This window comes from Acinetobacter sp. SFA, assembly GCF_001647535.1.
Classification (GTDB): domain Bacteria; phylum Pseudomonadota; class Gammaproteobacteria; order Pseudomonadales; family Moraxellaceae; genus Acinetobacter; species Acinetobacter pecorum.
The window spans coordinates 92,980-112,386 of the sequence record NZ_LSZI01000016.1 but is presented as its reverse complement, the minus strand read 5'-3'; the positions used below and the strand labels follow the sequence as shown (position 1 = coordinate 112,386).

At 44.1% G+C, this 19,407-nt stretch carries 13 protein-coding genes and 3 tRNA genes; 8 read left to right on the top strand and 8 right to left on the bottom strand.

Translation table 11 applies throughout. The features are described from left to right. Positions 1 to 136 precede the first annotated feature (136 nt). The 7 genes from AY607_RS07310 to AY607_RS07280 all read right to left on the bottom strand — a co-directional run bounded on the left by AY607_RS07310 (position 137) and on the right by AY607_RS07280 (position 8,468). Positions 137 to 997 carry an alpha/beta fold hydrolase gene (locus tag AY607_RS07310; RefSeq protein WP_064094895.1) on the bottom strand — a complete coding sequence of 287 codons (861 nt, stop codon included), beginning with the start codon at positions 995 to 997 and terminating at the stop codon, positions 137 to 139. A 278-nt stretch (positions 998 to 1,275) separates the two neighbouring features. Next, the gene (locus AY607_RS07305; protein ID WP_064102220.1) at positions 1,276 to 2,547 is read right to left on the bottom strand and encodes an OprD family outer membrane porin; all 1,272 of its coding nucleotides are present in this window, start codon (positions 2,545 to 2,547) and stop codon (positions 1,276 to 1,278) included. 800 nt (positions 2,548 to 3,347) lie between these two features. Beyond that, positions 3,348 to 4,367, bottom strand: coding sequence for a 4-hydroxy-2-oxovalerate aldolase (gene dmpG, locus AY607_RS07300; protein WP_064102219.1), 1,020 nt, complete (start codon positions 4,365 to 4,367; stop codon positions 3,348 to 3,350). Positions 4,368 to 4,378: 11 nt separating this feature from the next. Next, complete coding sequence (locus AY607_RS07295; RefSeq protein ID WP_064102218.1) at positions 4,379 to 5,275, bottom strand: acetaldehyde dehydrogenase (acetylating); 897 nt, start codon at positions 5,273 to 5,275, stop codon at positions 4,379 to 4,381. A gap of 21 nt (positions 5,276 to 5,296) precedes the next feature. Next, positions 5,297 to 6,094: a 2-keto-4-pentenoate hydratase gene (locus AY607_RS07290; protein ID WP_064102217.1), complete on the bottom strand. Its 798-nt coding sequence runs from the start codon at positions 6,092 to 6,094 to the stop codon at positions 5,297 to 5,299. A 407-nt stretch (positions 6,095 to 6,501) separates the two neighbouring features. Continuing rightward, a complete protein-coding gene (locus AY607_RS07285) occupies positions 6,502 to 7,170 on the bottom strand; it encodes an HAD-IA family hydrolase (RefSeq protein WP_064102216.1) in 669 nt (222 codons plus the stop codon). A gap of 326 nt (positions 7,171 to 7,496) precedes the next feature. Beyond that, positions 7,497 to 8,468, bottom strand: a complete 972-nt coding sequence (locus tag AY607_RS07280) for an RluA family pseudouridine synthase (protein ID WP_064102215.1) — start codon at positions 8,466 to 8,468, stop codon at positions 7,497 to 7,499. 765 nt (positions 8,469 to 9,233) lie between these two features. Here AY607_RS07280 and AY607_RS07275 point away from each other — a divergent pair. The 5 genes from AY607_RS07275 to AY607_RS07255 all read left to right on the top strand — a co-directional run bounded on the left by AY607_RS07275 (position 9,234) and on the right by AY607_RS07255 (position 15,257). Next, a complete protein-coding gene (locus tag AY607_RS07275; RefSeq protein WP_064102214.1) occupies positions 9,234 to 12,737 on the top strand; it encodes an Rne/Rng family ribonuclease in 3,504 nt (1,167 codons plus the stop codon). 173 nt (positions 12,738 to 12,910) lie between these two features. Next, the gene (locus tag AY607_RS07270; RefSeq protein ID WP_064102213.1) at positions 12,911 to 14,752 is read left to right on the top strand and encodes a long-chain-acyl-CoA synthetase; all 1,842 of its coding nucleotides are present in this window, start codon (positions 12,911 to 12,913) and stop codon (positions 14,750 to 14,752) included. A gap of 195 nt (positions 14,753 to 14,947) precedes the next feature. Continuing rightward, positions 14,948 to 15,023 (top strand) — tRNA-Lys (locus AY607_RS07265). A gap of 20 nt (positions 15,024 to 15,043) precedes the next feature. After that, positions 15,044 to 15,119, top strand: a tRNA-Lys gene (locus tag AY607_RS07260). A 62-nt stretch (positions 15,120 to 15,181) separates the two neighbouring features. Next, a tRNA-Lys gene (locus AY607_RS07255) sits at positions 15,182 to 15,257 on the top strand. Positions 15,258 to 15,454: 197 nt separating this feature from the next. On the opposite strand, the gene AY607_RS07250 is transcribed toward AY607_RS07255, so the two are convergent. After that, the gene (locus tag AY607_RS07250; protein WP_064102212.1) at positions 15,455 to 16,150 is read right to left on the bottom strand and encodes a hypothetical protein; all 696 of its coding nucleotides are present in this window, start codon (positions 16,148 to 16,150) and stop codon (positions 15,455 to 15,457) included. 247 nt (positions 16,151 to 16,397) lie between these two features. On the opposite strand from AY607_RS07250, the gene AY607_RS07245 reads away from it, so the two are divergent. The 3 genes from AY607_RS07245 to AY607_RS07235 all read left to right on the top strand — a co-directional run bounded on the left by AY607_RS07245 (position 16,398) and on the right by AY607_RS07235 (position 19,188). Then, the gene (locus AY607_RS07245; protein WP_064094905.1) at positions 16,398 to 16,676 is read left to right on the top strand and encodes a PspC domain-containing protein; all 279 of its coding nucleotides are present in this window, start codon (positions 16,398 to 16,400) and stop codon (positions 16,674 to 16,676) included. 231 nt (positions 16,677 to 16,907) lie between these two features. Continuing rightward, complete coding sequence (locus AY607_RS07240; protein ID WP_064102211.1) at positions 16,908 to 17,693, top strand: sulfite exporter TauE/SafE family protein; 786 nt, start codon at positions 16,908 to 16,910, stop codon at positions 17,691 to 17,693. An 82-nt stretch (positions 17,694 to 17,775) separates the two neighbouring features. Further along, positions 17,776 to 19,188 (top strand): SLC13 family permease, encoded by a 1,413-nt coding sequence (locus AY607_RS07235; RefSeq protein WP_064102210.1) that lies wholly within the window; start codon positions 17,776 to 17,778, stop codon positions 19,186 to 19,188. Positions 19,189 to 19,407 lie beyond the last annotated feature (219 nt).

Here is a 19,407-nt window from a genome sequence, read left to right as displayed (position 1 = left end):
CAAGTATCTAAAAATCATCATTTTTTCGAACCCACTTTGGTGAATGAGAATCATATTCATTTATATACGGTGCGTTGAATATATAACGTATAAAAAAGGATGGCCGAGCCATCCTTTTTTTAAAACTGTATCAAACTTATTTTACGCCGTGAACAGCCAGGTAGTTTTTGATTACAGTGTTGAATTCATCTGATTTTTCAACTTGAGACCAGTGACCACATTGGCTGAAGATGTGCGCATCAGCATTTGGTACCACATTCAAGATATCCCATGTACGGGATACTGGAATTACTACGTCTTGCGTACCGTGAATCAATAGTACTGGCACAGTGATGTCTTTCATTTTCTCAAAGTCGAGCGGGAATTCAAAACGGTCACGGTCACGTGCGCCTACCACATCCATCAAACGGTTTGAAGCATAGTCATTTGCTGCTGAAGCAAAACGTACTTTTACCAGTTCATCTGTAATCAGGTCTTTGTTCACTACGAACATAGACAGGGTTTTCTTGATCCCTTCTTCTGTAAGAACTGGGTTTGCATGTGCTTTCAATGCAGCAGTCTGTTTTGCGCCGCCCGTACCCATAGATACGATACCGAGTACACGCTCTGGATAATCCAGTGCCAACTGGAATGCCAACCAGCCACCTAAAGAGTTACCCACCAGCCAGGTTTTTTCGATACCTAACGCATCTAAAGTCCGGATCGCATGGTCTACCCATGCGCGGATACCATATTGTGTACCTGGAGCAACCACTGTCTGACCATAGCCAATCGTGTCAATTGCGATACAACGTGCTTGTTCACCAATTGAAGGCAGGTTCAACCACCAGTTCGCTGCAGCCGATACACCTGTACCTGAACCGTGCAAAAACAGAATTGGTGTACCTTCACCAATTTCGTGGTAATGGGTCAACTCACCTTCAGCGGTTTCAATCCATTTGTCTTCTAAGCCAAAGAATGGATCTGTTTGATAGTCAGGGATTTGAACAGTGCTCATATTGCTTCCTCTTACAGTCTTTAGCTTGCGTGTCCCTCTATTTTCAAGAACGCCACGTCAAGTTGACTCATTAAAATGACTTGTGTACACCCTTATATTAACCGCTCAACTGCAATCAACTGATACAAAATTTCGATTGCACCCTATAAAATAGATATAATTTAAGTCATTGTTTTCATTGTTAATTTAAAATAAACCTTACTAAATTTAAGGCTTTAATTGGATTCTTAAACCTGAAAGGCAGCCAGAAAACTGACTGCCTTGAAAATATGCTGATATTAGAATTTATAGGTATAAGTAGTGGCTACACGGTATTCCTGCAGATCTGGTTTTGCCGGATTGGCAAAATTCACATCAATATACATCCCCTGTACGCCTAAACCTTTTAATTTACCTTCTGGCACAGTGTAGTTGATGATCGCATTCACCTCATCGGTATTGAAGTTCTGACCTTGATAAGCCCCAGTACCTTTCTGATCGTATCCTTTAAAATAAATCGCTGTAGCATTCAGGCCCTTCAAACCGACTTCAGAGAAGTCATAGCCATAAGAAACGTTCCATGATTTTTCTTCTGGTGCAGTAAAGGTTGCTACTCCCCAGTTCGCCAGATAAGGCTGTGGCACCCAGCCACCTAACGTCGGGAATGCACTATCGCCAAACATTTGCTGGTAACCCACACCGACGGTATGTGCTCCATGATTCACTTTTGCAGCTACAGATAAGGCCTGATTGTCGATCTCACCATATAGCTTATCGCCAGATTCGGAGTTATTGAAATAACGGACATTGCTGTCTAATCTGGTTTTTTCACCCCACTGGGTTTTATAACTCAGGCCCAGATAATGCTGCTGGTAAATGTCCTGAACATCGGCATACCAGTAACTTGCGCCCACTTCTTTGCTGAGCTGATAGTCTACACCTGCAATCCACATACCGTCAGAAACTTCACCATTATCGTAATAGTCTTTGCCTCTAGCAGGCGCAAACAAGGTTAAATCACGGAACTGATTGTCGTAACGGTTATTGATTTTATCCACATACGCCAAAGTCAGTTTAGTATCTTTAATCTCTTTGGATTCTAACCAGGCACCGCTATAAGTCGTCAATAACTGACGCGATGGATCGAATACCAGAACAGGAGATACCGGAAGTAACTCCCCTACTTTTAATTCAGTCTGTGAAATTCTGGCTTTCAACGTTGCACCAATTTTACCGAAATGGTCTTTTGACTCCTTGCCATCATGCGGTAAAACCCAGTCTGGATTGCGATCACGAGCTTTGAGTTTGACTGCATGCTGAACCAGAACATCAGCCCCGACCTGCACCCCGGCACCGATATCATGATAGCCAGACTTGGCATCCAGCGTTATACCTTGCGACCATGAACCCCAGTTACGTGCCGAATAATTATCCTGATATTGGCGGTCTAAATAGAAATTTTTAAACTTCAGTTGAACATTGCTGTCGTCAATAAAATCTGCATTCGTTGCAGTTGTCCCTAAAGTTGCTGTCGCAGCAAGTATTGCTATCCATAAATTGTGACGATGCATGATGAGTTCCCCATTCAGCAGATAAAATCCATGCCGCCATCATGCGTAAGTCAATTTCAATAAAAAATCCGACTACAGTATTAAAGTTTTCCCCCTTTGACTCTTCATATTACCGAGTCCTATTTAAGCGATAAATCTCTTAGATTTTAAAGCGATTAATAAAAATAAAAAGTTGACCAGACATTTAATTCAATTTTTTGTTTCTTCTATTAATAAGAGCAAATTTTTAAAAAACTTTAAAATACCAGTTTTTATTTATCGTTTTTATGTTTAAGGAAATTATCAGAATTATCTTTAATAAATAAAGTTTAATAAAAATAATATCTCATGCTATCGTTTTAATATATTACTAATATCCAAATATAACTCGCTAGATCTCTTTCAACTCCTCAACATTTTGATTTAAATATCCAAAAATAAATATTTTATCTACGAATGTTTCTTCTTCATGCCAAGTTCAACAAAGATATCAATACAGCTCAAAATTTATAATAAAAACATGAATGAGGACTTACCTTATTGCATCTCAAACGACATTTAGCTGTTGTGGTCCTGGCTATAGCATTCCTACTTTTGAGTTCAAGGCTGGCTATTCTTTACTGATGGCAGTATTGAGCCTTGCTGAACCAGTACGGATTTACTTACACTTCGGCCGGCCATCTTATTTGACCGCGGCATGGGCATCATCGCTCATTGAAGAAAAAGTTCTCAAATAATCATCCAACTCTTAAGGATGGCAATGCTGAAAGCAATAAAAAAGCGCCCTTTCGGACGCTTTTTTTCACATCAACTTCAAGCCATTAAGCTTGTAATTCACGTGCTTTAGACATCGTCAAAGCTAAATCTTCAATCATGTCTTCCTGACCGCCAACCGTACCACGGCGACCAAGTTCCATCAGGATTTCACGCGCAGATACGCCATATTTCGCTTCAGCACGTTTAGCAAACAATAGGAATGAAGAATAAACACCCGCATAACCTAAAGTCGCCGCATCACGGTCCGCACGAATTTGATGCGTCATCATTGGAATGATGAGGTCTTCTGCAACGTCCTGCACCTTAAACAAGTCAACACCTGTTTCAAGTTGCATACGGTTCGCTACCGCAACAAACAATTCAAGTGGCGTGTTACCCGCACCTGCGCCAAGACCTGCTGAGGCCAAGTCAACACGAGTTGCACCTGCTTGTACTGCTGAAACAGAGTTCGCAACACCCATACCTAGGTTATGGTGACCGTGGAAACCGATTTCGATATCAGAACCAAGGTTTTCACGTAGAATACCAACGCGATCAGTCACGTCTTGTGGCAACATGTAACCTGCAGAGTCAGTTACATACACACAGTTTGCACCGTATGACACCATTTTTTGTGCTTCTTCAAGCAATTTTTCTGGAGAAGCCATGTGCGCCATCATCAAGAAGCCCACAGTGTCCATACCCAATTTACGTGCAGCAGTAATATGCTGTTCAGATACATCTGCTTCAGTTGAATGTGTTGCAACACGAATCGTTGCTACACCAACGTCATGTGCCATTTTCAAATGATCAACTGTACCAATACCAGGAAGTAAAAGTGCAGATACTTTCGCTTGTTTAAGGTTTGGAATCACCGCTTTCAGGTATTCTTCGTCAGTTGCTGCTGCAAAACCGTAGTTTACAGAGTTACCGCCAAGACCATCACCATGTGTCACTTCGATTAACGGTACACCCGCGTCATCAAGTGCAGTTGCAATCGCAACCATTTGCTCAGGTGTAGTTTGATGGCGCATTGGATGCATACCATCACGTAAAGTCATATCATTAATAATAATTTTAGACATGTGGTAACTCCTTAAGCTTCAGCTGCGTTTAAAACACGTTCTGCAAACATTTCTGCTGTACGTGCAGCTGCTGCAGTCATAATGTCAAGGTTACCTGCATATTTAGGTAAGAAGTCACCTAAACCTTCTACTTCTAGGAAGATAGAAACACGGTTACCATCAAATACTGGACCATTCACAAGTTTGTAACCTGGTACATATTTTTGAACCTCGAGGATCATCGAGTGAACAGATTCAGTAATCGCTGCTTGATCCGGCTCGCCTTCAACGAGACAGTGAACAGTGTCACGCATCATTAACGGTGGCTCAGCCGGGTTAATAATGATGATCGCTTTACCTTGTTTCGCGCCACCCACTTGTTCAATTGCGTCAGCAGTTGTACGTGTGAATTCGTCGATGTTTTTACGTGTACCTGGACCTACAGATTTTGTAGATACAGTTGCAATGATTTCACCATATTCAACAGGTTGAACACGTGAAATTGCAGCAACCATCGGAATTGTTGCCTGACCACCACATGTCACCATGTTTACGTTTGGCACTTCACCTTGTTCAAGCAATGCTTCAAGGTTTACAGGTGGTACGCAGAATGGACCGATTGCAGCAGGTGTTAAGTCAATCATTAACACGCCAAGTTCATTTAACTTGCGGCTGTTTTCAGCATGTACGTATGCAGAAGTTGCATCAAATGCAATTTTAATGTCATCTTCAAGAACGTGAGGAAGAAGACCATCTACACCTTCAGCAGTCGTTTTTAAACCCATTTTCGCTGCACGCGCAAGACCTTCAGAAGTTGGGTCAATCCCCACCATCCATACTGGTTCTAACCATTCGCTGCGTTGTAATTTGTAAAGCAGATCCGTACCAATATTACCTGGACCGATCATTGCACATTTAATCTTTTTCATGAATGTACTCTCAATATTTTCTTATTCAGCAGCAAATGCAGCTGTTACTGAACCAAAGCCTTCAATCTCAACAACGAATTCGTCGCCTGCGTGGGCTACAACCATTGGACCAAGCGCACCAGTCAAAATGATGTCACCTGCAAGTAATGGACGACCACGGCGTACCATTTCGTCAGCCAACCAAACTGCGGCATTTAATGGGTTTGCAAGACAAGCTTTACCTATACCTTGAGACACGACTTCTTCACCGCGAGTCATGGTCATTTTGCAATTTACAAGGTCAAGATTGTCAAGTTTCACAGGACGTGAACCCAATACGAAAGCCGCTGAAGATGCGTTATCAGCAACCGTATCGATTAGACTGATTTTCCAGTTTTCAATACGGCTATCCACGACTTCTACTGCAGGAAGTGCATAGTCGGTTGCACTGATAATGTCTGCATAAGTGTGTTTTTCTTTGGTTAGATCTGCTTTGATCACCAATGCAATTTCTGCTTCAACTTTCGGCTGAATCAGAAGGCCGGCCGGAATCGCTTCACCGTCACCGTATGCCATATCCGCGAACAACATACCAAAATCAGGCTGATCTACACCCAGTTGTGCTTGAACGACTTTAGAAGTCAAACCAATTTTACGACCGACCAGACGGCGACCTTCAGACAAAGCACGTTCGGTATTCACTTCCTGAACGGCATAGGCGATATCTACGTCAGCACTTTCACCGCCAAGTTCCGGGCGAATTGGTGTGATCGCGGTTTGTGATAATTCAGCGCTACGCAGTGCTTGTGCAACTGATTCAACGACAGCAGAATTCGACATCAATGTTTCCTTAAACTGCAAAAATTAGGCTTATGCTGGAATCTGACAGGACAGAAAATATGCACATAATCAGGCCGATCACGTGCATGACCTACCTTTATCAGAGTGAGCATAGGAGTAAACGGTTTTAGGATGGGAAAAATCCGGCATTTGTGCCAATAGTTATTTTATTTTTTGCTATAGCTATTATCTATAAGGACCAATTATAAAAATCAATATAAAACAAAATCTTAAATCTTAGATTAAATCATTATTTAGCAGAATAGTGACCATAACCTGATTCCACAAAATCAGTATAATTATGGTCTTAGACTAAAAGATAAGAATAAATGCTTAAATCTGCAGCGTTCCCCCAGCCAATTTAAACCCGGGAAATCAGTCCTTTTTGCTGTAACTAAGATAATAAATTAAACGGCCTGTTTCCATTGGACTTTAGCCAATAGTTCTTTATGTAAATCAGCCACATCGTCCACGATACTGGCCGGATTAAATTGCGCCAGAAGTTCAGGCTGATGCACGCCATAACTTACGCCGATACTTGGCATGGCGATATTCATGGCCATTTCCAGATCATAGGAAGTATCGCCAACCATGATCGCTTCATGTGTCTCTACACCGGTTTCAGCCAGAATTTCCTGCAGCATAAGTGGATGAGGTTTGGAACGGGTCTCACTCGCAGCACGCGTGCTGATAAACAGGGCCTCACTGTTGGTCTGTCTTAATACACGATCCAGACCTTTACGGCTTTTTCCTGTGGCCACTGCCAGCTTGATACCTTGATCTTTTAATGCATATAACATTTCAGATACGCCCTCAAACCAAGCATCCTCAACCGAGTTCGCGACATAGTGTTCTGAATAGGCCTGTAAAATATCGCTATGTAGTTCTGGCACACCTGGAAAAAGTCGCTGTGCAACTTCAGGTAAACCCAGCCCAATAATACTCTTCGCATCTGCAGCGGTTAAAGGTTGCTGAAATTGCTGTGCGGCAAATTGCAGGCTTGCCACAATCTGACCGACAGAATCAAATAAAGTGCCATCCCAATCAAAAATGACCAGTTTTACAGGTGAGTTCATCTAAGGTTCCTAATATTTGATTCAGTCTAAATCCACCCCGATCCTCCTTTAAAAAAGGAGGGAGAACGGCATACAGGTATTCGCTACTCGATTGCGACATGGATGTCGCTGTAGATCTGTGGCGCAAGGACGCGCCATCATATCTACAAAAGATTTTTGTTACTTTTCATCTCTGAAAAGTAAGCCAACGCCCACACAATGCTTCGAATAAAACAAATACCTATTGCAGCATTACCTTAATTTCACATTGCGATAACTTTTCAAATCCCCCTCACTCCTCTTGAAAAAGTAGGGCATCAAAGAGGATTCATTAAAAAGCTAAAAAATTACTCATCATCTTCCGTAGCAATGACAACCTTATCTGCCTTCTGCGCTCTTAACTGCGCCACCAGACTTTGCATATCTTCTGGCAATGGCGCTTCAATGGTCGGATAACCCGGAATCTCTAAACGCATGGCATGCAGACACAGACGGCGTGGTTTTGGGCCACGATATTCGGTTTCATGTCCATACTTTTCATCACCGACCAACGGATGACCAATACTCAAACCGTGTACACGAATCTGATGGGTACGACCAGAAAGTGGAGATGCATAAACCAATGTGGCATGCATAAAACGTTCTTGCACGTTCCACTGGGTTTTAGACTCCTTGCCTTCTTTCGGTGACACGCAGACCCGGCGCTCGCCGTTGGCCAGCTCATAACGATGTAAAGGCGCATCAATCAGCTGCTTGTCTAAAGTGACCTGCCCTTTTACCACCGCTGCATAGGTTTTTTTGATCTTATGTTCACGCAGCATGTCTTGCAGAGTTTTAAGCACACTGCGCTTTTTGGAAATCATCACCAGACCGGAAGTATCACGGTCAATCCGATGAATCAGTTCCAGATATTTTTTACCGGTTGCGGCACGCAAGCCTTCAATCAGGCCATAGGCTACACCGCTACCGCCATGCACGGCAATTCCTGATGGTTTGTTGACGACCATCAGGCCCTCATCTTCATAAATCACGCGAGCAAGCAGGCCTTGTGCGACCTTGTCCGAAACAGGGGCCGCGGTTTCGTCTTTCTGCTCATAGCGGATCGGTGCAACGCGAATCTGATCGCCGATTGCGAGTTTGGTTTCTGCTTTAATGCGTTTTTTATTGACGCGAACCTGGCCTTCACGAATCAGACGATAGATACGACTTTTTGGCACACCTTTCAGACGACTAAACAGAAAATTATCGATACGTTGTCCATCTTGATGTTCATCCACTTCAAACCAAGTGACGTTTTGCCATTGTTGCGTAGAATTCATACAGTTACTATGACCTAAAAAATACTAAAATTGATTAAAAACTGATCATTTAGGTTATGCTTTACACAAGAAACATAAGCTTAGCCCATAGGCAGATGATGCAAGGTTTGATATAGTCAGCGCACGGAAACCATCGTTTGTGAGTAAAAATTAAATCATTTCAGATTTTTCTGAACTTGATTGTTCAATTAAAGACTCACATGATACGAGAAGGTCCCCAAAGAATTATGCCACGCCGAAGGCTTATTATATCGGCAAACAAAGCAAACTGTTGCGTTTAATTGTACCTCAGGTACATAAATCAGTTTGTCTTAAAAAATATGTCGCCAACCTAGTTGGTTTTTAAACGTAAACTGATACACATCAGATTAGTCGCAACCTGAAGACGACTTCAGGCTACAGCGTTGATGCATTGGATCTGCACAGTTTGTAAAGATACGACGACAATTCCGTATCAAGACACTTTCTATAAAGAAGGGATGATCTTCGAGCAATGTGACAGTGAAAGTTACACACATCCAATGTACCGCTCGTCCGCCAGTGAAGCGTTCAGGTGACTTTAATCCGTTTAAAGATTGAAGCCGTATTGCCATCATCAATACGTGAATCAAAACCGAAGCCCATCTATATTAAATAGAGCTCGGTCATAAAAGACTCAAACCACAATGAAATTCATTGCAGATTTGAGCCATTGATCCGTGATGTGTGATGTTTGCTACGTGTATAGCGATTTTTTGCTGTGTATCACTATAAGGTGTTACACCCATGAAACGTATGTTGATTAATGCAACACATGCCGAAGAAATTCGCGTTGCACTTGTCACTGGTCAGCGTCTTTACGATTTTGATTTAGAAAATCGTACCCGTGAACAAAAAAAATCCAATATTTACAAAGGTCACGTGACTCGCGTTGAACCGTCTTTAGAAGCTGTATTCGTTGAATACGGTGCAGGTCGTCAAGGCTTCCTGTCAATGCGTGAAATCGCAAATTCTTATTACAAAGCCGACCCTCGCCAGACTTCAAATATCCGTGAACTGATCACTGAAGGCACCGAGCTTCTGGTTCAGGTGGAAAAAGAAGAACGTGGCAACAAAGGCGCTGCCCTGTCTACCTTTATCTCTCTTGCCGGCCGTTATCTGGTCTTGATGCCAAACAATCCGAAAGGTGGTGGTATCAGCCGTCAGATCTCAGGTTCAGTGCGTGAAGAACTGAAAGAAATGCTGGCCTCTTTAAACGTGCCACGCGGCATGAGCGTCATCGTGCGTACAGCCGGGATCGGTCGTTCACAGGAAGAACTGCAACTCGACTTGCAACACTTGCTCGACCTTTGGGCACAAATCCAGAAAACAGCAAGTTCTGGCCCTTCTCCAATGTTGGTGCATCAGGAAGCGGGCGTGGTAACACGTGCCATTCGTGATTACTTACGTGATGACGTTGCAGAAATCCTGATTGACTCTGAGCAAGCTTATAACGAAGCCTATAACTTCGTAAAAGCGGTGATGCCACTTCAATTAGACAAATTAAAAACTTATACCTTAAATGAGCCTCTATTCGCTCACTTCGGTATCGAAAGCCAGATCCAAACGGCTTATGAACGTGAGGTGAAACTTCCTTCTGGTGGTTCGATCGTGATTGACCAGACTGAAGCTTTGGTGTCCATCGACATTAACTCAGCAAAATCAACCCGCGGTAGCGACGTTGAAGACACTGCGTTGAACACTAATATTGAAGCAGCAGAAGAAATCGCGCGTCAACTGCGTTTACGCGATATCGGCGGTCTGGTGGTGATCGACTTTATCGACATGACCAAAGATCGTAACCAGCGCATGGTTGAAGCGAAACTTCGTGAAGCCACTCAAAGTGACCGTGCCCGTATCCAATTCGGTCAATTATCACGTTTTGGTTTAATGGAAATGAGCCGTCAACGTCTGCGTCCTTCTCTGGAAGAAGCGACTGGCTACGTTTGCCCACGCTGCCATGGTACCGGTATGGTACGTGATCTTCGTTCTTTATCCCTTTCGATTATGCGTAAAGTGGAAGAGATTGCCCTGCGTGAACGTCATGGTGAAGTTCAAGTCGAAGTTCCAGTCGAAATCGCAGCTTTCTTATTGAATGAAAAGCGTCATACCCTGGTATATTTGGAACAGACGTCAAATGTGCGTGTTACTGTGTTGCCGCATCCGCATCTGGAAACACCGCATTATGAAATTACCTATAATGCCGAAGGCTTTGCACCAACCAGCTATGAACGTACTGAAGCAACTCGTTCAAGTGAAAAAGAGCTGGGTTATGAGTCGTCTGAATGGCATTTAGAAGAAGAACAACATACGCATGCTGCTGCGCCAGCGCCTGCCCCACAGCAAAATAACGGCAGAAACAATAAACGCCGTAATAATCAGCAAAATCCAAATGTACAGCAAGCACCTGTTGTTCAACCGGCTCCTGTCCAAGCGCAAGTTGCTGCACCTGCAACCAGCCCATGTGCATGGTTAGAAAACCTGTTTGTACAAAAGCAAGCTACGACTGTTGATCAATCGCGTACCGCCAACAATGCAGCAGCAGCGATTGAACAGATGATCAATGGCGGTGCAGTAAGTCGTGGTCAGTTCGGTCACGTCGCAGCACCTGTGGCACAGCCCGCTGCACAACAGGTACAAAACCATGTACAGCCACCTGTACAACAACAAGTTGTAGCACCTGCGAACAATGCTTATTTGGTACCATCAACAGTGGCCCACAAGCAGGAACGTGATGCTACAGAAAAACCGGCAGAGCGTGAGGAAAGAACACCTCGTCACAATAATAAAAAGCCGCGCAACCCGAAGCACAGAGAACCGCGTGAGCAGGTTCAGTCTGAAGCCTCTGCCCCTCAGCAACACCAGGTGCATGAAGAAGTCGTTCAGGTATCTCGTCAAGAGCAACGTCATGAAGCACGTGAAAACAAGCGTAATTCTCGCCGTCAGCATCACAACGAGCCAACTCAGCAAAATGATGTTCAAAACAATGAACAGTCACAACAGGCTGTACCACGTCGCGACCGCCGTAACCAGCCACGTCAGGAACGTCCAAATCGCCACCGCGATCCAAGCGTGCTGAATGAGCAGGCATCACAAACTGTACCTGCTGTTGTTGAGGCTCCAGCAGTCGATGACAAACAGCTTCGTGTTGAATTGGTCGATGCGCCACGTCAAGACGTGATGCCAACAGCTATGGTGGTGAATATTGACCAGGCGAAAAGCGAAATCGTGGCATTGAATGACAATGCTGCAGTTGTAACGCCAGCGGTTGAAGTTACTGCTCCAGCAGATGCGCCAGTTGAAGAAGCCGCTGCTGAAAATGTGGTGGAAGCTACACTAACAGCAGTCGACGAGAAAGCTGTGCCAGCTGAAATCAGTGCTGAAAAACCACGTGCCAGCAACGATCCGCGTCAGCGTCGTCGCCAGCAACGTGAACGACACTCTCAACAGCCGGCAGTTCAGCAGTTGACCCCGTCACAAGTGCCAACTCTGGGCCAGTTCACCATTGGCAGCCTGATTCGCCATGTCTATGGTGAAGACTGCTCGGTGCTGATTGAGCAGTTTGGTTTGTTGCCAACGTTCAACCGCGCTTTAGATAAGTTCACAAAAGAGTACAACGCGAGTCTGGTGCGTGCAGCAACGCCTGCCGCAGAGAAAAAGCCAGTCACTCGTGATGTTCAGGTGACAGTAGCCAAGGTGGAAGTAGAACCAGCTCCAGTTCTGGATCTGACACCACCAAAACCGGTGTCGGACAAACGTGTCGCAAATGATCCACGTGAGCGCCGCCGTCTGGCTAAACTGGCTGCTGAACAAGCCTTACAACAAGCCAAACAGGCTAAAACAGAAACAGCTCCGGTGGTTGAAACTGCGCCTGTAGCAACTGAAGCGCAAGCAGAGCCTGCCCAACCTGTGGTAACTGAAGCTGCAGTACAGGAAGTAACTGCTGAAGAAACCGTAAATACTCAGCCAGCTGAACAGGCGACTGAAACCACGGCACAAGTGGAGGCTGCTCCTGAAACTGAAGTGGTAGTTACCGAAACTCAGGCTGAAGATACTACCCCAGTTGAAGCAAATACTGAGTCAGAAGTATCTGAATCAGAAGCACTTGTGGTAGAGACCCAAGGCCAGGCCGAAGTAGAGGCAGAGAAAACTGAAACCAGCGAAGCTGAAAAAGTGGAGAAGCAGGCCGCTCGCCCACGTCGTCCACGTGGTCGTCCACCGAAAAAAGCAAATACTGCAACTGAATCATAATTTGCTCAATTGCAGTCATATAAAAAAACCTAGTCATTTCGGTGACTAGGTTTTTTTTGCTAGATTTAGTCAGAATAGGTTGATTGCACTAGCTTTTTAACGCTAAAAGATGGATAGCTCGCCTACTGTATATAAATCGAACGTATCGGATATGAAAAATAAATAGGATTCTCATGACCCAAATGAAACCACATGATCTTATTGGTATTGCAGATGTTGCTGCCAAGCTCCCGACTTTCTTGACCAAAGTACCCCATTTACTTACCGGTCTAAGACAGGCGTATTTACGTACTCCGAATACACCGGCCGGGCTGGGTCTGGCTTTTGAAAAAGCAACCAAGCGCAACCCGGACGGCATCGCCTTGCGTTTTGAAGACCAAAGCTACAGCTATGCCACTCTCAATGCCTGGGCCAACCAGATTGCACATTTCTATCTGTCTTTGGGTGCCAAGAAAGGTGATGTCGTAGCTGTAATGATCGAGAACCGACCTGAACTGATTGCCAGTGTGATTGGTCTGGCTAAACTGGGTGTGACGAGCGCTTTGGTCAATACCTCACAAGTAGGCAAGGTATTGGCACATAGTATTAATCTGGTCAAACCAATTGCCCTGATCGTCGGTGAAGAGTGCGGTGAGGCTGTGAATGAAATTCGTAATGACCTGAATATTAGTGGTGAACGCCTGCACTGGTTTGCAGATCAGAATACTCAAACCGATCCGGGTCAGGCACCGGAAGGCTTCGTTAACCTGGCTGAAAAAATTGATCTTGCTCCAAAATTCAATCCGCCGACTACCCATTCAGTACAAGGCAAAGACGGGCTGTTCTATATTTATACCTCAGGCACTACCGGCCTGCCCAAAGCGGTCATTTTTACCAATGGTCGCTGGACCCTCGCTTATGGCACCTATGGGCATGTGCTGAATCTCCATAAAGATGATGTCATGTACTGTACTCTGCCACTTTATCACGCCACAGGGATGGTCGTGTGCTGGTGTGGTGTCATTGCAGGGAGCAGCACCCTGGCCATTCGGCGTAAATTTTCAACCTCCTCTTTCTGGAAGGATGTGAAAAAATTTGATGCCTCTGCGATTGGCTATGTCGGTGAGCTATGCCGCTATCTGATGGACGCTCCCCCATCTGAACTGGAGAAAGGCCACCGCGTGACCAAGATGATTGGTAACGGGATGCGCCCGAATATCTGGGACAAATTTAAATCCCGTTTTGGCATTCAGGAAGTACTGGAACTGTATGCGTCCAGTGAAGGCAATGTCGGTTTTAGCAATATTTTCAATTTTGACAATACCGTCGGTTTCTCTCCGACACCTTATGCCATTATTGCTTTTGATAAAGATAAACATGAGCCGGTACGGGATGCCAAAGGACGCTGCAAGCGGGTGAAAAAAGGCGAAACTGGTTTACTGATTGGTAAAATTACCCGTCGTTCACCTTTTGATGGTTATACCGACCCTGAAAAAAACAAGTCAGTCATCATGCAGGATGTATTTACTAAAGGTGATGCTTATTTCAATACCGGAGATCTGGTACGCAATATCGGCTTCCGTCATGCCCAGTTTGTCGATCGTTTAGGCGATACTTTCCGCTGGAAAGGTGAAAATGTTTCTACAACTGAAGTGGAAAACATGCTGACTGAGTATGACAAAATCGTTGAAGCCGTAGTTTATGGTGTAGAAATCCCCAATACCAATGGTCGTGCCGGCATGGCCGCGATTACCCTGAAGCCCGATGTAGAATTAAATGATGCAGATTTAGCCGCCATGGCTGCTTGTTTTAAAAAATGCTTACCGGCTTATGCAGTACCTGTATTTCTGCGTATACAACAGCAGGTTGAAACTACAGGCACCTTCAAATACCAGAAAAATAAATTGAAAGAGCAAGCATTTGATCCAAGTAAAACCGATGAACGCCTGCTGGTTTTATTGCCAGGTGCAACTGCATATTCGGAGCTTACAGCAGAGGTTTTTTCCAATATCCAGGCCTATCAATATCGCTTCTAAGTACTGAAGTTGCCTGTTTTTTGTTTAGATAAAGCATAATTGTTGTATTTATAATCAAACATGGGCAACTTTGTTATTTTTTACTTGCGCTGCAATGAGATCTTGCTACAATACGCTCCATCAAACAAAGTGGTGCTTTGAGCTATTTAGCTTGACTTGCACTGCATATTCAAACCTAGTTTGAATACTGGTTCAGGGCCGTTAGCTCAGTTGGTAGAGCAGTGGACTTTTAATCCATTGGTCCCGCGTTCGAGTCGCGGACGGCCCACCATTTCTTTGATATCCCTTGATGGGCCGTTAGCTCAGTTGGTAGAGCAGTGGACTTTTAATCCATTGGTCCCGCGTTCGAGTCGCGGACGGCCCACCATCATTCTAAAACATCAAGTTTTAGAAACCTCAATAATCAAATTCATTTTGATTACCCAGAATGGGCCGTTAGCTCAGTTGGTAGAGCAGTGGACTTTTAATCCATTGGTCCCGCGTTCGAGTCGCGGACGGCCCACCATTCTTTTCCAAGAATGCCCTCTCAGATTTACTTCTTTATATTTCAATTATTAAATACGATTTCTGCTCGTGTATTTCTGCTCGTGTATTTCTGCATCCAGATTTTAAACTCACGTGTCCAACAGCTCATATTTATTGTATTAATTTAAATCTTCTTTGAACAACGTCTTAGACTGGATCGACCAACTTTATCTGACATTATGGTTCGACATGAAAGGAAGTATCTTTGACCAGTTCATAGGCTTTCGAAGGTGCCGGATAACCTCGCTCAAATAATTCGCGGTTGGTTTTTTCCTTCTCACTGTAAATTTTTTCCAGATTCATAACCAGATGGTTCGAATCCTTAATCGTATAATAAAAACTCGCCCCTTCTTTACGGTTTATGACCAATTCAGTACGTTCCGGGTTGATCGACCAGCGATCCTTACGATAGGTGGTATTATGAGCTGTGCTGCTTCTCGTATTATCAATAAAAACTTTACCATACTGAAAAATACTACGGTGTACCGTACCATCCGGCAGTAAAGCCAAAATATATTCTGCCTTACCTTCTGTACAAGGTGCGAAACGCCCATCACAGTCAATTTCGGTATGATAGCGACCAATAAATGTTTTGGCATAATCGGGAACAGTGGTCGGATTTAGATCCGCCTCAACTGGAACAGCAGCCAGCCCTACAGCCTGAGTTAAGGATTTGGCACTGACTGCGACTACACCTGCGGTCGTATTGGCAGCAGAAACCTTGACCCCTTCTTCTTCTACAGCCTCTTGCTGATCTTCCTGTTCAGGCTTGACTTGATGCTGGTCACAGGCCTGCAAAATCACCACGCTCCCCAGTATCAGGCTACATTTAAGAAAATTGCTTGATGTAAAACGTGATATATCTACTTTCATTTTTTTAACCGACCCAGACCTAAAACATGGCGAGTAAAAAACACACAGCAAAGCTGATGAACTTTACATAAGAGTTCAATAGAATTTTCTATATGTTAGTGACTCTTAGACCGGGTTTTAATCTTTCTTAACATTACTTAACGATTTTATTTGTAATCAGCACTTTAAAAAGTTCGATCTAACGCCATTTCTTTTAATAATATGGATCTATTTTGTGGATTCAAACGTATTTTATCAGGAGATTTTAATGGCCAATGTTGGTTTATATCGCTCTAACCGCTCAAACATGATTGCAGGTGTGATGGGCGGTATTGCTGAACGTTTTGGTTGGAACGCAAATTTATTACGTCTTATCTTTGTGCTGGTTTCAGTGATGAGTGCCGCTTTTCCGGGTATTCTGGTTTATCTGGTACTTTGGTTAATCATGCCAAAACAACCGTACAGTATTGCACATGATAGCGCTTATCAATCCCAGGGCTATAAAAATCCTGTACGTACCGTTAATCAGGATAAGCGCGATTATTAAGGTGTATAGGAAGGGTTAACTAGCGTTCCTGACAGGTTTCATCGAAGAGCTTCCTCCTTTCACCCCGGTTAAATGGGATGAAATTTTGATGCCACGGTAATTTCCCCAAGTTATCGTGGCTTTTTTTTGCCTATATTTTTGTTATTTCTCTGCTGTATTACAGCTTTTCACTTTCTTTCTCAGTTGAATTCACGATAAGTTCAATATTCTAATTTTTGAAATGGATGTCACATGACTCAGGCAGAATGGATGATGCTCTGGCTCTGTGCTGTAGCAGCCCTGCTGCACGGTTTAAGCGGCTTTGGCTTTCCCATGATGAGTACGGCTGTTCTGTCCAGTGCATATCCGCTTAGTATCGCGGTTACTCTTGTCATTCTGCCCTGTCTGCTACTGAACCTGATCATGCTGAATGCCGATCCTGCGCATAGCATGTTGAATAGCATTGGCTATTATATAAAACGCTATTGGCCACTGATACTCAGTAGCCTGATCGGCAGTGTACTCGGGGTCAAGCTGTTACTTTGGCTAAATGAGGCTTATTTAAAACTGTTATTGGGTCTGGTGATTGTATTTTATGTTTTGGACCAGTTACGGGCACGGCCATTGCAAGTCAGCCCACATATTTCCAGCATGCTCTGTTTTGGTTTTCTGGCCGGCATCATTGGAGGTGCGACCAATGCCATGGCACCTTTTCTGATGATGTATCTGATGAGTTGCCAGCTGTCTAAAACAGATATTGTCATTATCAGCAATCTCAATTTCATTGCCGGTAAACTGATCCAGCTGGTTTTACTGTTTCCAATTCTGATCACACTGGAAACCCATCAACAGCATATTCTGATCGGGATCAGCCTATTCGCCCTTGCTGGTGTCTGGATCGGAGGCAAAATACGCCATCGTTTGTCTCAGCAGCACTTCAAATGGATTGTCCTGGCTTTACTTTTTGGCTTGGGCCTGTATGCCCTATGGCAAAGTACTGGATTATTGCAACAATCTGGTTATAGTATCTTTAAATAGGATGCTTTTTAAGCAAAACAAAATTACAAATTCAAAGTTAATATAAAAAATGATGTAAATAAAAACCTTGCAAGGAGAGCATATGACTCAGACCAACCTAGCTACCCCGACCAATGCCATGCCTAAAGGGCTGCTTAAAGGCTGGATTCTTATTCTTGTCGCAGCCATTGTGGCCTATGGCTTATATCTTTACCTGCCCTATGACCAGAATGCCAATAAAGGACTGGCACTTTTAGCCTTTATCGGTATCTTATGGTTGACTGAAGCCATTCATATCACGATTACAGCTTTACTCATCCCCGTGATGGCAGTATTGCTGGCCATGCCAATGGCCTCTGGTGAAGAACTGGTTCCGATTACCACGCAAGCCGCTTTGGCTACTTTTGCCGATCCTGTCATTTTCCTGTTTTTTGGTGGTTTTGCTTTGGCCACAGCGTTGCATATCCAGAAACTGGACCGGAAAATTGCCATGTGGATCATCTCCCTGTCCAGAGGGCATCTGGGCATTTCTGTACTGGCGATTTTTGTGGTGACGGCGCTGCTGTCCATGTGGATTTCCAATACGGCGACTGCTGCCATGATGCTGCCTTTGGCCCTAGGCTTGCTTTCACATCTGGATGTCAGCAAGGATCGTAAAACTTTTGTCTTTATCCTGCTCGGCATTGCCTATTCGGCCAGTATTGGCGGACTGGGCACCATGGTCGGTTCACCTCCGAATGCCATTGCCGCCAAGGCACTTGGCTATGATTTTGCCGACTGGATGAAAATCGGCTTGCCGATGATGTTCATTATTCTTCCCGCCATGCTGGTCAGTTTATATCTGGTACTACGTCCAAAACTGAATTACAAAGTACAATTTGTGACCGAAGATATTCCCTGGACCGGCACCCGTATAGCCACCATGATCCTCTTTCTTTGTACTGCAATTGCCTGGATTTTCAGTAAAAAATTCACTGAAATTTTTGGTATTTCCCAGCCGGATACCTGGATAGCAATTTTGGCTGCCTGTATGGTGGTGATTCTGGGTACCGCAAGCTGGAAACAGATTGCAGAAAATACCGACTGGGGGGTCTTGTACCTGTTCGGTGGTGGTCTGACCTTGAGTGCCATTCTGAAGGATTCAGGCAGTTCGCTGGTACTGGGTCAAACTCTGGCCAATGCCTTTGGTGACGCCTCCCCGCTGATAATTATTTTTGTAGTTGCTACATTTATTATCTTCCTGACTGAATTTACCAGTAATACCGCTTCAGCTGCCCTGCTGGTACCAGTATTTGCCGCAATTGCGGATCAGATGGGAATGCCCAAAGAAATTCTGGTGATTGTCATTGGCATTGGTGCCTCATGTGCCTTTATGCTGCCGGTAGCGACCCCGCCAAATGCGATTGTTTTTGGAACCGGTTATATCCAGCAAAGCGAAATGATGAAAGTTGGTTTTGTGCTGAATATTATGTGTATCTTTATTATTTCACTGTTTATTTACTGGTTCTTTATTTAATCATTACAGCTCTTAAGCATCACACCCTTTACAAAGCACACTCCGGTGTGCTTTGTCGTATTATTCGCCTATATGTTGAATCTTTCTCTCATCAAAAATAATATGCTTTTAACAATGCTAAAGATAAAGCTCCTAGATGAAATATCAAAAAGTGGCAAACAGATATTGGACAGGATATTTCACTTAATCTCTCAACCGATCCGAAACTCTCTCTGGAAA